Origin of the sequence: Flavobacterium sp., assembly GCF_031411595.1 — a bacterium.
Classification (GTDB): Bacteria; Bacteroidota; Bacteroidia; order Flavobacteriales; family Flavobacteriaceae; genus Flavobacterium.
In genome coordinates, this window is the sequence record NZ_JANOBI010000008.1 from 61,276 (window position 1) to 73,951 (window position 12,676).

Consider the following 12,676-nt stretch of genomic DNA (forward strand, 5'->3'; position numbering starts at 1 on the left):
ATTTTGGGTTCTCAAAAGTAACTATTAATATTTTAAAACATTAAAAATGGGAAAAATTTTTATCACCGGTGCTACCGGAACCAACGGAAAAGCACTAATCAACAAGCTACTCGAAAAGAAAGCTGATTTTACAGTAGGAAGCAGAAATCCTAAAGATGCCAATCATATACTGGGAAAAGACATCGAAGTTCGAAAGTTCGATTTTGCCGATTCAAATACGTATGCTGATGCCTTATCAGGTATTGACAAAGTATTTTTGTTGGGACCGCCTTTGGTCTTAAAAGTAGATGCGCTCATCAATCCATTTCTCGAATTCTTAAAACAGCAAGGCATTTCAAGGGTTGTTTACTTTTCAGCTATGGCCGCAGACAAAATGGGAGCTACACTTGATTTTCACACCAAAATAGAACAAAAATTGCAAGATGATGATTTTGATTATACGATTCTAAAACCATCATTCTTCGCTCAAAACTTTAAAAACTATGAATCCGAAAACATCTTAGAAAGAGGTATTGTTTTTATGCCTGCGGGGAATGGTAAAGCGGGTTTCATCGATGTTCAAGACATTGCTGCTGTGGCTGCCGAAACCCTTACAACTGAAGGGCATTCCCCAAAAACCTATCAATTGACTGGTCCTGAACTTTTATCTTATGACGATGCTGCGGCTATTTTGTCTGAAGTTTTAGGAAAGCAAATTACCTATCCGAACCCTACACCTGAACAATTCAAAGAGGTACTTGAGAATTCGGGAGCTCCTACTTTTATTGGTGATTATCTTTCAAATGTATATCAGACAATTGCTAATAATGATGTTAACTATCTAACCGAAGATGTAGCATTTGTAACTGGTAAAAAGCCTACTACGTTGAAAGCAGTACTTGTTCGTGATTTTGCCATTTAACAATTAATGAATATGAAATGATCACGCAAATATTAGATTACGATTTATAGGTTCCGAAGTGAATCAGATTATCCGAGATTAAATTAATATAGAAAAGCCCATCGCAAAGAATGGGCTTTTTTTGTTAAGCTATAAACCGTTCTCTAATGATTTTTCCATCTTCCCAATCCTGAATAGCGACTTCTATAATTTTTAAAGGTTGTCCGTCTACATCAAAATCGAACGACCAAACCAGAAAGCTACGATTGCCCTTGACTACTTTTCCTGAAAAAGAGAAATCTCTAACGTTGGATATCTTCGATACAAATTCTCGACCATTTGCCAAGTTCTGGGCTTTTCCTTCTACCGGAATTCCGTCTAAATCAGTCTTTTCTACATTTTCATGATAAAATTTTTCGAAAGCAATTTCCCATTTGCCTTCTACGACCAAAGCAGCTAATTCGTCGACTGCTGATGAAATTTGTTGTTCTGTCATCATTTTAATTTTATGTGGGTTACAATATTATTTAGTGTTTTTTAAAATAGCTGCAACAGTAACCCGCTCATTACTCTTAGGATTGCTGTAAGGATCGGCATTAAAATACCGGTAGGTAATTATACCATCTTGACCAATTATAAAGGCTGCTGGTCTTGGCAAAATATTCGCATTTTTTTTGCCATTGTTCTGTTCGATATCAATGTTATACTTTTTATGAATGGCATCCATTTCAGGGGTAATTTCAAAAGCTACTTTATAATCTTTGAGAATTTTCAATTGATCATCACTGATAATCGAAAAACCGGCTTTAGCAATTTTTGTCGTTTTTGCAACACCTTCAGGTTTCTCTGGACTTACAGCAATAACCGTTACATTTTGCTGCTCCATTTGTGCAATTGAATCTTGAATGTTTTTTAAAGAGCGCATACAATTCGGACACCAATACCCTCGATAAAAAACTACTACTGCTTTACCTTTTTTTAAGACGTCGGAGAGTTTGATGGTTTTACCATTTTGATCTTTTCCTATAAATTCAGGGGCTTTCTCTCCCACTTTTAATCCGTTCTGTGCGTTACTGTTTAAAGCAATCAGAATCATTACAAATACCAAAACTATTTTTCTCATTTTAATTTGTTTTTGAGGTTATTAAATTAATCTTGCTCCGCCATCCACATGAATGACTTCACCTGTGATGGATTGGTTTGACATCATAAAAAGTACCGCAGCGGCTACTTCTTCGGGGCTTGCAATTTTTTTTACAGGTAAAGTCGCGGCAATCGTAGCTAAAATTTCATTTTTATCTGTGCCCATGATGCTGTCCCATAACGGAGTATCGGTGTACCCTGGCGACACTGCGTTGAATCGAATATTCGGAAATTCCATGACTAAAACTCGGGCAAATTGTTCCGCAGCAGCTGTTCCCAAACCCGAAACCCATGCTCCGGCGATAGGTCGATCAGTAGAAACGCCTCCCGTAAAAGTAACAGAACCCAAAGCAGGGATTTTTCCGACAGCAGCACGTACTACTCTTAAACTACCCAATAGTCGGATGTTGAAAGTTTCCATATTTTCTTCTAAACTTCCTTCGGATAAGCTCCCCAATTTCGTACTACCAGCTGCAACGTAGATGTGATCAATAGTCTCAAAGGATTCAAAAAAATCATTAACAGCCAATTCATCAGACACATCCAAAGCATAACCTTTTACATGCGCTCCTATTGTGTCTGCTACTGATTTTGCTTTACTCAAATCACGACTGGTAAGCACGATATTGGCACCAAATTCATGAGCCTTTTGGGCTACTGACAATCCAATTCCTGAACTGCCTCCGATGACCACAATTGTTTTTTCTCTTAACTTTTTTTCTTGCATATTTTTATTTTTTAAAATTTCATACAAAAATATATTTCATTATTTTTACTGCCTAAAAAGTAAGTACATACAATTTAGTAAGCATATCATGAGAAAAGAAAATTCTACCAACCACCTCAACGAAAAAGCAATTACCACAAATTGTCCGGTTACCTCAACTGTCATGGCCATTGGCGGTCGTTGGAAAATCATCATCTTGTGGCAATTAAAAAACGGCTCATTACGGTATAACGAAATCAGGAAGTCTATTCCAAATATTTCTGAAAAAATGCTTATCCAACAGCTCAAAGAACTAATGCAAAGTGGTTGGGTTAGCAAGAAAGATTATAACGAAATTCCGCCCAGAACAGAATATAGTTTGACTGTTTTAGGAAGTTCATTTATGCCTATTTTGGAAAATATTTATGAATGGGGAACTGAGCATAATATTACCCAAATGTAAAAGCTTTAAGGTCCTAACGAAAAATTGATGTAAGATGAAAACGCTTTTTCCTTTATACACGATCGGTCATTTCATAAACCAGCCATCAAATCCAACAGAATTCGAAATTACTCGGTTTGAGAATATGGAAGAACCCGATGTGGATGATATTCACAAACACACTTTCTATGAAATACTATGGATAGAGAAAGGCACAAGCACGCAAACCATCGACTATAAAGAATATGAAATAAAACCACAAAGCTTATTTTTTATTTCACCGAATCAAGTGCATCAGTTTGAAGAGTGGCAACCGCTATCAGGCGGCAGTATCTTATTTACAGAAGATTTTTTTCTACTCAACAATAACGACAAAGAGCGACTCTTTGAACTGAGTTTTTTAGACAATTTTTACGCTAATCCTTGTGTTAATCTGAATGCCTTTGACTTTTCTGAAATAAAGCAAACCATCGATTTACTGACCAAGGAGCACCAACGAAATGATTGCAATGCAACCATCACACAATCGCTTTTACACATTTTATTATCACAAGTGCAGCGCTGTGTGGATGGAAAAATAGACCAATCCATTTCAAAAAAATACCTCATTATTTTCAAACAATTCAAAATCCAACTCGAAACCCATTTTGAAACAAATCAAAACGTTTCTTTCTATGCAACGCAACTTCATATCACACCGCATCACTTGAATGTAATTTCTAAAGCGGTTACAGGATTAAAAGCAAGCGAAGTTATTCGTGCTAGAAGCATCTTGGAGGCAAAACGTTTTTTGACTTTTACAGACCTTTCGGTAGTTGAAATAGCGTACCAACTTCATTTTTATGACAGCTCATACTTTGCTAAAGCATTCAAAGCTGAGACCCATCAAACACCTTTGCAATTTAAAACACAAATATCCGAAAAATACCGAAAAAGGTAATTTTAATCTTACGCCCATCTTAGCCATTCGTTGCAACTTTGTCCCATCGTTTAATCTAAAAAAAAACAAAATGACAGAGCACGAAATTACAACAGCACTTGACGAATTAATTGGTTTAGTAGCGGAAGGACAAGCACTTCAAGCCTACGAAAAATTCTATCATGAAGACATTCAAAAAATAGATTTGGATGGAACGCTACAACAAGGAAAAGAGACTCTTCTTAAAAATGGCGTTGAGGCACTATCCATTATTACCGACGTGAGAGATTTTAGCGCAGTTGGTAAAATTGTAAAAGGAAACAGAAGTTTTTTAGTTTGGTCGATAGATCTCGACAATACCAACGGAACTCTAAAAGTGGTTGAAGTAGCTGTTCAAGATTGGAAAGATGGAAAAATAATTAGTGAGCGCTTTTTTGCATAATTAACACCATGCTTTTAAACTAATATCAAATGAAAATCAATAAAAAAATTTGGTTTATTACAGGAATATCCAGCGGCCTCGGAAAAGCGCTTGCAGAAGCAGTAATCGAAAGTGGCGATTTTGTAATTGGTACTTTTAGAACACAACAGCAAACGGATTCCTTCAACAGACTCCACCAAGAAAAAGCATTTGCGGTAACCCTCGATATTACTAAAACGAAAGAAATAGAAACCGTCTTTAATACTATTAAAAATACTTTTACTAATGTAGATTTTTTAGTAAATAATGCCGGTTACGGCCTTGCTGGCGCGATTGAAGAAACTAGTCTAAAAGAAGTCCGAGACATTTTTGAAGCCAACTTCTTTGGAACCTTGCAAGTAACACAAACTTTCTTACCGCTATTTCGACAACAAAAAAGCGGACATATTATCCAAATTTCTTCCCATGGAGGCTTCAAAGCATTTGCTGGATTTGGAATTTACAATGCCAGTAAGTTTGCGCTCGAAGGATTTAGTGAAGCTCTAGCTACTGAAATTGCTCCTTTAGGAATTAAACTTACAATTGTTGAACCAGGTCCTTTCAGAACCAATTTTGCAGGAAATTCACTTAAGCAGGCAAAAAAAATCATCGATGAGTATCGACCAACTGCGGGAATATTTAGAGAAAAATTGTCTGCCGTTGATGGTAAGCAAGAAGGCGACCCAAAAAAAGCAGCTCATGCCATTATTGATATTACTAAAATTGAAAAACCACCTCTTAGATTGCCTTTAGGAAAAATAGCGATCGTTTCTCTTAAAACAAAAATCGATAACGTAAAAAAAGATTTAGAAGATTATACTGCGGTTGCAGAAAGCACAATCTTTCATAACTAATGCAAAAACATTTTTCTTAGCCATTTTAGTGTATGTTAATTTTGTCTGCTGGCACACCAAATTCTGTCATCAATTCAAGTCCATAGTTTCTAATAATATCAACAATTGTAATGGCTCTTACAATCGTTTTGCAATTCCTGTAGTTAGAATTATTAGATTTTGTTGACAATAGTTTCAAGAAAACCAATCAAATGGTTCGAAGATAGTTCAATATCGCCCACAAAAAACTCCATTATTTCTAATGGAGTTTTTTTATTTATAAGAAATTGAATTTTTAACTAGCGATTGGCGTAGCTGTAAAATCGATAGGCAATTCAGCTATTTCAAGTTTCAGTCTAGTATTGATAATTTCAACCACCATTTTATGTTGATCGCTTAAAGCCACAATGAAATCGCCAGGTTGTGCTATGCTTAAAGCATGATCTAATGATTCCGCCTCGTCAGGAATGAGTTCATAGGTAACCAAATCACTTACGGATCTGATTCCTTTCACGATGAGATTATTGATTTCTTCAATCGTTCGTCCACGCAAACTGTGCTCTTGGCGCACAATAATGTGATCAAACATCGAAGCTGCAATTTGTGCTAACTCAATCGTATCTTCATCTCGTCGGTCACCAATACCGGCTATAATTCCTATTTTTCGTTTTGCTGTTACATGCAACAGATAATCTTTCATCGCCAGCAATCCGTGTGGATTATGAGCATAATCTACTAGTATCTTATAATCATTAAATTCGAAAAGGTTCATCCTTCCTGGAGTTTGCTCATAACTTGGGAAGAATGATTGTAAGGCATTTTGAATCTGAATCTGTGTAAATCCCCAACTGTATGCGCCAAGTGAAGCTGCCAAAACATTAGCAATCATAAATCGACATGTGCCATTTTCAGTCAAAGGGATATTGAACACATGATCTATGATTATCCGATTCGTTCCTTTGATAACGGTAATGTTATCATTCTCCAATACGGCAACAGGAATACCTTTCTGAATATTACGTCTTATGACTTCATTTTGTTCATCCATAGCAAAAAAGGCAACATTGCAGTCGAGTTTTTCTGCGATTAGTCGACAATATTTATCCTCAGCATTTAAGATTGCCCAACCTGTTTCCTTGACACTTCTGGCTACTACCGCTTTCACTCGCGCAAGGTCGCGCAAGGTTTCAATATCATTTAAACCCAAATGATCTTCCGCAATATTGGTGATGATTCCTACATCGCAATGGTCAAAACAAAGTCCAGATCGAAGTAATCCACCGCGTGCCGTTTCAAGAACAGCAAAATCTACTGTCGGATCGGATAATATGAGTCTGCCGCTTATAGGTCCTGTTGTATCACCATCCTGAATTTTATAATTGTCAATATAAATTCCGTCAGTAGTGGTATACCCCGGATGATAACCCGCAGATTTAGCGATGTGAGCCAGCAGACGCGTAGTCGTGGTTTTTCCATTGGTGCCCGTAATGGCGAATAAAGGAATTGTGCTGGTGGAATTTTGTGGGTAAAGCATATCAACTACTGCTTTGGCTACATTTCTCGGTTTGCCTTTAGACGGCTCAAGATGCATCCTGAAACCTGGCGCTGCATTGACCTCAAGCACCACGCCACCTGTATTTCGTAAGGGTTGACTGATGTTGGCAGCCATGATATCGATACCACAAATATCGAGTCCAATAATTTTCGCAATACGCTCCGCCATAAAAATGTTTTCGGGATGCATGTCATCGGTCATGTCTTCAGCCGTTCCTCCAGTGCTAAGATTTGCGGTTGATTTTAAAAATACGATTTCATTTTCAGCAGGAATACTTTCTATCGTATAACCGTATTTTTGAAGTTGAAAGAACGTGTCTTTGTCGAACTTTATTTTGGTCAGACTAGCTTCGTGTCCTTCGCCTCTACCGGGTTGCTTGTTGACTTCTTCAATAAGTTCGCGTATACTCAAATTTGCATTTCCAATGACATGTGCCGGAACCCTTTTTGCCGCGGCAACAAATTTACCGTCAACAACCAGTAATCTGAAATCTGAACCTTCAACAAACTTCTCTACGATGGCATAATCGCAGTATAGTTTTGCTTCATCGAGCGCGAGTTTTGCTGCATCATAATTTTCAATATTGATTGTGGCGCCTTTTCCTTGATTGGCGTTGAGTGGTTTGATTACAACAGGAAAACCTATCGTATCCGTAATTTCTTTGAGGCTTTCTTCAGACGAACAAATGTCTCCGGGAGCAACGGGAATCATAGCCTGAGCGAGCAACTTTTTAGTATCGTCTTTATCTCCGGCAATGTTGACAGCCGCATTGGATGTATTACAAGTCATAGTAGCTTGAAATTGTTTCTGATTGGCGCCATATCCTAATTGTATTTTGGAATTTTTCCCAAGCCTTGTCCACGGAATACCTCTACTTTCAGCTTCTCTTATTATTGATAACGTACTTGGTCCGAGGCCATATCTGCGCTTAATCAGTTTAAGTTCATCGATGTCTTTTGCAATATCATGCGGTTCGTTTTTAATTAATGTCTCGACAATCTCGAATGCTTTTTTTGCAGCATAGAGACCGGCTTCTTCAATTTGATAAGTAAATACGATGTTATATATTCCTTTCGTATTGGTTTCGCGCGTGCGACCATATCCTGTTTCCATTCCGGCAAGCGATTGTATTTCGAGTGCAATGTGTTCGATGACGTGACCAAGCCAAGTGCCTTGTTCTACGCGTGCAAAAAAACCACCTCGTTCGCCTTCAGAGCATTCATGCTCTATCATTCCCGGTAGTGTTGTCTTAAGGCCGTTACAAAATCCATCTATTTTATCAGTAGGGAAATTTTCCATTTCCTCAAGATCAAGCCGAATCTGAATTAATTTATTCCTATAATTACTCCAAATATTGGGTCCGCGTAATACTTGAGTTTTTAATATTTTCATGAGTTATTTTTGATTTAAATGTTTCAGTATTGGGTTTCGCTTTGAAACCAATTCAAATTTCATATAAAGCATTGGTAAATAAATTATACTATTTTATTAATTTCTTATATTTTAATGACGTAATACCCTTTATAATCAGAATCTTATAATTTAAATCGCTTATTGTATAAATGCATTTAATTAAAGCAGTTTTATATTTGAGAAAAAGAAAAACATGAAGTTCAAAGGTAAATTTATAATTATCGGCGGTCCGGAAGATGGGGTTGAAAGAAAGAGTGAAGTTCAGGATTTCATAAAAACCGAAATCCTTGAACGCCTTATTAGTGAATCTGCCAAAAACAACCATTCGCGCATAGAAATTGTAACCACTGCTTCGGCTATTCCTGAAGAAATCGGAAAAGAATACCAACGTGCTTTCGATTCGTTGGGATTAGAAAACGTGGGAATACTCAATATGGTTTCGCGAAAAAAGTCGGAAACCCCCGAAGTCATCAAGCGCATCCAAGAGTCTGACGTGGTGCTTTTTACGGGTGGCGATCAAATCAGGCTTACCTCTGTTTTGGGAGGTTCTTTATTTTTCGACACCATTAGAGAAAGACTGAGCAACGATGCGAGTTTCATTTATGTCGGAATTTCGGCTTCAGGTGCTGCGGCTTCAGAAAGTATGATTTGTGCAGGCGAAAGTAATAATGCCATCAATAAAGGCGATGTACAGACAGGAACCGGATTTGGTTTGGTTGAAAATGTCATATTCGACACGCATTTCATCAACCGTGGAAGAATAGGAAGATTGCTACAAATTGTCGTGACCAATCCTAAAATTTTAGGGATCGGGCTCGAAGAGAACAGCGGTGTTTTGATACAAGATAATAAAATGGAAGCCATAGGTTGCGGAATGATTATCATTATTGATGGTCAGGAAATAAAGAACTCTAATTTGCTTGATGTTAAATCCGGTGTCCCGCTTTCGATTGAAAATCTCAAATTACACGTTATGAGTCAAACGGATATTTTTGACCTTAATGAACGCAAGCTTACCATCGTTACACCTGAAGAATGTAGACTATAACAAGGTATCTTTAAAGAAAAACTTAAAAGCAGATACTGCGACATATTTACAGCCGCAGCATCTTCTTCAGTAAGTTGATTATTGTATTCTTTAATACCACATACGGCCTCTTCGACGAACGCTCCTGCGAAAAGCAAAAGAAATACAATAAACAGACTATTTTGGTAAAGAAATTTTTTAATCACTGTATAAAAGTTTGTGTTGCTCAACCTTAAATTTTAGTATTAGATTTTTTCCTCACGCTCCCAAAAACGGTGACTGCCCAAAGCCGTAACAAACGAATTTGCCAATTGCTTGTCATCGGTTTTGTTGATAAGTATGCCATCATCGGCACTTTTACCATTATTGACCGCATGCGTTCCTTCAATAGCCTCTATTCCTTCACCTTCAGCGGCGATAAACTTGCAGTGTTTGAAAGCATCATTCACAAATTCCGCCACTTCTTTAATGTCTTTCAACATCGAGATGCCTTTCCCTGTAGGGATAAACACTGCGTCAAAAAGTACAGATGCTGCAATCAAATAACTCTGATCAACTGGCAAGGCATTTCCTTCAACTGTCCTAATCGTTCCTAAATGTGGTGCAATGATTTTTACTTTAGCACCTGCTGCTTCGAGCGCGTTTTTCATATTAGAAACCGAGGCATTGCTGACACCTTCATGGCAAAGGAAAGCTACTTGGCGCGTTGCAATCGTATTAGTAAGCGTCATATTTTTGAGCATACTCAAAGCATCCGATGCGTCAATCTGTTGTTTTTTACCCAGTAGAGGTTCGTACTTATTCGAGTCTGCATCGGCGCTTACGCCATGATTTATCGGTTTCTCTAGTATTTTAGGAACTTCCATACCCAAACCTTTGGCTACTTTTTCGGCCAATATTTTGTCGATTTGGCTAAGCAGCCCTAGCATACGCAACCTGATGGCTTCGGTTTCTACTTTTCCTAATTCAAAGCGCAAAGCCTTGATGATATGTCCTTGCTCAACCGCCGTTTGGCTATTGAAAAAAAGTGTTGCCTGGCTGAAATGGTCGGAAAAACTTTCGCTACGGTCACGGATTTTCTGTGCATCGATACGTTCGTTGAATGAAGCAAATCCACCTTCGTCGATCTTGGCTTGAAAAGGGCAGCCGCCACCAAGTGAATTCGGATGATAGCTTACTCTTCCTACATTAATTTCTTGCCGCATATGCCCTTCGCGTTGGTTGTTGTGCATCGGAGCTATAGTTCGGTTGATTGGAATTTCGTGGAAATTCGGACTGCCAAGTCTTGACAATTGAGTATCTGTATACGAGAATAATCTGCCTTGAAGCAATGGGTCGTTCGTAAAATCAATTCCCGGTACGACGTGCCCTGGATGAAAAGCGACCTGCTCGGTTTCGGCAAAAAAGTTATCTGGATTCTTATTGAGTACCATGCGTCCTATGATGGTCACGGGAACCAATTCTTCAGGAACAAGTTTCGTTGGATCGAGCAAATCGAAATCATATCGATGTTCGTCCGCTTCAGGAATCAACTGCACACCGAGTTCCCATTCGGGAAAATTTCCACCATCAATGGCTTCCCATAAATCCTGTCTGTGGAAATCTGAATTCTTGCCCGAGATTTTCTGTGCCTCATCCCAAACTACGGCGTGGGTTCCGAGTTTTGGTTTCCAGTGGAATTTTACGAAATGAGATTCATTATTATTGTTGATGAACCTGAAAGTATGTACACCAAAACCTTCCATCATACGAAGGCTTCTTGGTATGGCGCGATCACTCATGGTCCACATAATCATGTGCATCGATTCGGGCATCAGTGAAATAAAATCCCAAAACGTATCGTGAGCCGATGCTGCTTGTGGCATTTCATTATGAGGTTCTGGTTTAACAGCGTGTACAAGATCGGGAAACTTCATGGCGTCTTGGATAAAAAATACGGGCATATTATTTCCAACAAGATCATAATTGCCTTCTTGCGTGTAGAATTTTACGGAAAAACCACGCACATCCCTGGCAAGATCTGTCGAACCCTTAGATCCTGCAACTGTTGAAAACCTTACGAATACCGGTGTTTTTATTGCAGTATCATTTAAAAACCCTGCTTTGGTGTATTTTTCTAAAGGCTTGAAGAGTTCAAAATAACCATGCGCTGCCGAACCTCGAGCATGTACGATTCTTTCCGGGATTCTTTCGTGGTCGAAATGAGTGATTTTTTCACGCAATATAAAATCCTCAAGCAATGAAGGTCCGCGTTCTCCAGCTTTCAGTGAGTTATTGTCATCATTGATTTTAAGACCTTGATTGGTTGTCAGAAATTGGTCGGTGGCTTCCGATTTGTTTTGGTTCAGGTCATTCTGTTTGGTACTCGAAGGCTCCTGTGCTATTTTATTGGTATTTTTCATTTATTATTACAATTAAGTTTTCATTTTAAACGCAATTGAAAAAAACCTGCATCGTCAAAAACGTTGCAGGTTTCAAACAAACAATCGCAAACAAACATTCTTATTTTTCAGTGTCGTTGTCGGTGTCATCACCATCAAGAGCATCGAAATTGATTGTGTTATATGCCGCTTCTGTTAAGGTAACGTCCGCTTCTTTTTCTTCATTTAACGTTTGCTCCAATAGGCTTGCGGCTTCTGTTTCACCAAGAGTGCTGGCAAACGCCACAAGTGTACCATAAGTGGCAATTTCGTAGTGCTCGATTTTTTGTGAAGCTGCAATGATACCAGCATCACGTACTACACCCGGTTCTGTTCCTTCTAATATTTCATCGCCTTCTTTGATGAGACCATCCATGGCTTCACATTTTTTAGCTACCGCTTTTTCACCAACGAGGTCGAAAATTTCTTCGAGTCTTGTTATCTGTCCTTCGGTCACAGTGAGGTGGTCCTTGATTGCCTTAATGAGGTTTGGAGTCGTTGCATTTTTTTCCATTTTAGGCAAGGCTTTGGTGAGTGCCTTTTCTGCCCAGTAGATATCTTTTAATGAATCTACAAATAACTCTCGGAGTCCATGGGCTGCGGTCGATTTTGGTTTTACTTTCCCTAGGGTTGGTGAACTTTCTTTTTTTACAATTGTTTTTTCCATAATAGCACTTGTTTTAGTTTATCAAAGCTAGGTTATGGGTTTTGCAATCAATTATAGAATTAGAGTTATCTTTTATACTATTAATAATAGGTTCAATTCGACAGTTGATAGAATCCACAAAACCAGGCAATCATTTACAATACTAAATATTATAATTAGTCGATCAGTGTAAAATGGCTAAAGTAACATTAGATCATGGCGATGACGACCT

Annotated in this window: 13 protein-coding genes; 6 read left to right on the top strand and 7 right to left on the bottom strand. The window is 38.2% G+C overall.

Annotated features, from left to right (window positions below; all coding sequences use genetic code 11):
- Nucleotides 1-46: 46 nt before the first annotated feature.
- Nucleotides 47-901, top strand: coding sequence for an SDR family oxidoreductase (locus tag RMO03_RS01255; protein ID WP_309640259.1), 855 nt, complete (start codon nucleotides 47-49; stop codon nucleotides 899-901).
- A 124-nt stretch (nucleotides 902-1,025) separates the two neighbouring features.
- Here RMO03_RS01255 and RMO03_RS01260 read toward each other — a convergent pair whose 3' ends face one another.
- From RMO03_RS01260 to RMO03_RS01270, 3 genes are read right to left on the bottom strand one after another with little or no spacing between them, the layout of a single operon-like run.
- The gene (locus tag RMO03_RS01260) at nucleotides 1,026-1,379 is read right to left on the bottom strand and encodes a SnoaL-like domain-containing protein (protein ID WP_309640260.1); all 354 of its coding nucleotides are present in this window, start codon (nucleotides 1,377-1,379) and stop codon (nucleotides 1,026-1,028) included.
- A 24-nt stretch (nucleotides 1,380-1,403) separates the two neighbouring features.
- Complete coding sequence (locus tag RMO03_RS01265) at nucleotides 1,404-2,003, bottom strand: peroxiredoxin family protein (RefSeq protein WP_309640261.1); 600 nt, start codon at nucleotides 2,001-2,003, stop codon at nucleotides 1,404-1,406.
- Nucleotides 2,004-2,024: 21 nt separating this feature from the next.
- Nucleotides 2,025-2,750: an SDR family oxidoreductase gene (locus RMO03_RS01270; RefSeq protein ID WP_309640262.1), complete on the bottom strand. Its 726-nt coding sequence runs from the start codon at nucleotides 2,748-2,750 to the stop codon at nucleotides 2,025-2,027.
- An 88-nt stretch (nucleotides 2,751-2,838) separates the two neighbouring features.
- Between RMO03_RS01270 and RMO03_RS01275 the strand changes: the two genes are divergently transcribed.
- The 4 genes from RMO03_RS01275 (at nucleotide 2,839) to RMO03_RS01290 (ending at nucleotide 5,404) form a co-directional block, all read left to right on the top strand.
- A complete protein-coding gene (locus RMO03_RS01275; protein ID WP_309640263.1) occupies nucleotides 2,839-3,192 on the top strand; it encodes a helix-turn-helix domain-containing protein in 354 nt (117 codons plus the stop codon).
- Nucleotides 3,193-3,226: 34 nt separating this feature from the next.
- A complete protein-coding gene (locus tag RMO03_RS01280) occupies nucleotides 3,227-4,111 on the top strand; it encodes a helix-turn-helix transcriptional regulator (protein WP_309640264.1) in 885 nt (294 codons plus the stop codon).
- Between the two features lie 70 nt (nucleotides 4,112-4,181).
- Nucleotides 4,182-4,532, top strand: a complete 351-nt coding sequence (locus tag RMO03_RS01285) for a SnoaL-like domain-containing protein (RefSeq protein ID WP_309640265.1) — start codon at nucleotides 4,182-4,184, stop codon at nucleotides 4,530-4,532.
- A 29-nt stretch (nucleotides 4,533-4,561) separates the two neighbouring features.
- Nucleotides 4,562-5,404 (top strand): oxidoreductase, encoded by an 843-nt coding sequence (locus RMO03_RS01290; protein WP_309640266.1) that lies wholly within the window; start codon nucleotides 4,562-4,564, stop codon nucleotides 5,402-5,404.
- A gap of 274 nt (nucleotides 5,405-5,678) precedes the next feature.
- Here the strand turns inward: RMO03_RS01290 and cphA are convergent, their stop codons facing one another.
- Entirely contained in the window at nucleotides 5,679-8,330 is a 2,652-nt protein-coding gene (gene cphA / locus RMO03_RS01295; RefSeq protein ID WP_309640267.1) for a cyanophycin synthetase, read from the bottom strand.
- Nucleotides 8,331-8,544: 214 nt separating this feature from the next.
- Between cphA and RMO03_RS01300 the strand changes: the two genes are divergently transcribed.
- Entirely contained in the window at nucleotides 8,545-9,399 is an 855-nt protein-coding gene (locus RMO03_RS01300) for a cyanophycinase (protein ID WP_309640268.1), read from the top strand.
- Here the strand turns inward: RMO03_RS01300 and RMO03_RS14095 are convergent.
- From RMO03_RS14095 to RMO03_RS01310, 3 genes are all read right to left on the bottom strand, one after another.
- Nucleotides 9,330-9,584, bottom strand: a complete 255-nt coding sequence (locus RMO03_RS14095; RefSeq protein WP_409024902.1) for a DUF6766 family protein — start codon at nucleotides 9,582-9,584, stop codon at nucleotides 9,330-9,332. The genes RMO03_RS01300 and RMO03_RS14095 overlap by 70 nt on opposite strands.
- Nucleotides 9,585-9,623: 39 nt before the next feature.
- A complete protein-coding gene (locus RMO03_RS01305) occupies nucleotides 9,624-11,780 on the bottom strand; it encodes a catalase (RefSeq protein ID WP_309640269.1) in 2,157 nt (718 codons plus the stop codon).
- Between the two features lie 100 nt (nucleotides 11,781-11,880).
- Nucleotides 11,881-12,465, bottom strand: coding sequence for a ferritin-like domain-containing protein (locus RMO03_RS01310; RefSeq protein ID WP_309640270.1), 585 nt, complete (start codon nucleotides 12,463-12,465; stop codon nucleotides 11,881-11,883).
- Nucleotides 12,466-12,676: the final 211 nt, after the last annotated feature.

Bases quoted from the DNA above. Each gene is read 5' to 3' on its own strand.
- RMO03_RS01255 (WP_309640259.1), top strand. From the start codon at position 47: ATGGGAAAAATTTTTATCACCGGTGCTACCGGAACCAACGGAAAAGCA.
- RMO03_RS01260 (WP_309640260.1), bottom strand. From the start codon at position 1,379: ATGATGACAGAACAACAAATTTCATCAGCAGTCGACGAATTAGCTGCT.
- RMO03_RS01265 (WP_309640261.1), bottom strand. From the start codon at position 2,003: ATGAGAAAAATAGTTTTGGTATTTGTAATGATTCTGATTGCTTTAAAC.
- RMO03_RS01270 (WP_309640262.1), bottom strand. From the start codon at position 2,750: ATGCAAGAAAAAAAGTTAAGAGAAAAAACAATTGTGGTCATCGGAGGC.
- RMO03_RS01275 (WP_309640263.1), top strand. From the start codon at position 2,839: ATGAGAAAAGAAAATTCTACCAACCACCTCAACGAAAAAGCAATTACC.
- RMO03_RS01280 (WP_309640264.1), top strand. From the start codon at position 3,227: ATGAAAACGCTTTTTCCTTTATACACGATCGGTCATTTCATAAACCAG.
- RMO03_RS01285 (WP_309640265.1), top strand. From the start codon at position 4,182: ATGACAGAGCACGAAATTACAACAGCACTTGACGAATTAATTGGTTTA.
- RMO03_RS01290 (WP_309640266.1), top strand. From the start codon at position 4,562: ATGAAAATCAATAAAAAAATTTGGTTTATTACAGGAATATCCAGCGGC.
- cphA (WP_309640267.1), bottom strand. From the start codon at position 8,330: ATGAAAATATTAAAAACTCAAGTATTACGCGGACCCAATATTTGGAGT.
- RMO03_RS01300 (WP_309640268.1), top strand. From the start codon at position 8,545: ATGAAGTTCAAAGGTAAATTTATAATTATCGGCGGTCCGGAAGATGGG.
- RMO03_RS01305 (WP_309640269.1), bottom strand. From the start codon at position 11,780: ATGAAAAATACCAATAAAATAGCACAGGAGCCTTCGAGTACCAAACAG.
- RMO03_RS01310 (WP_309640270.1), bottom strand. From the start codon at position 12,465: ATGGAAAAAACAATTGTAAAAAAAGAAAGTTCACCAACCCTAGGGAAA.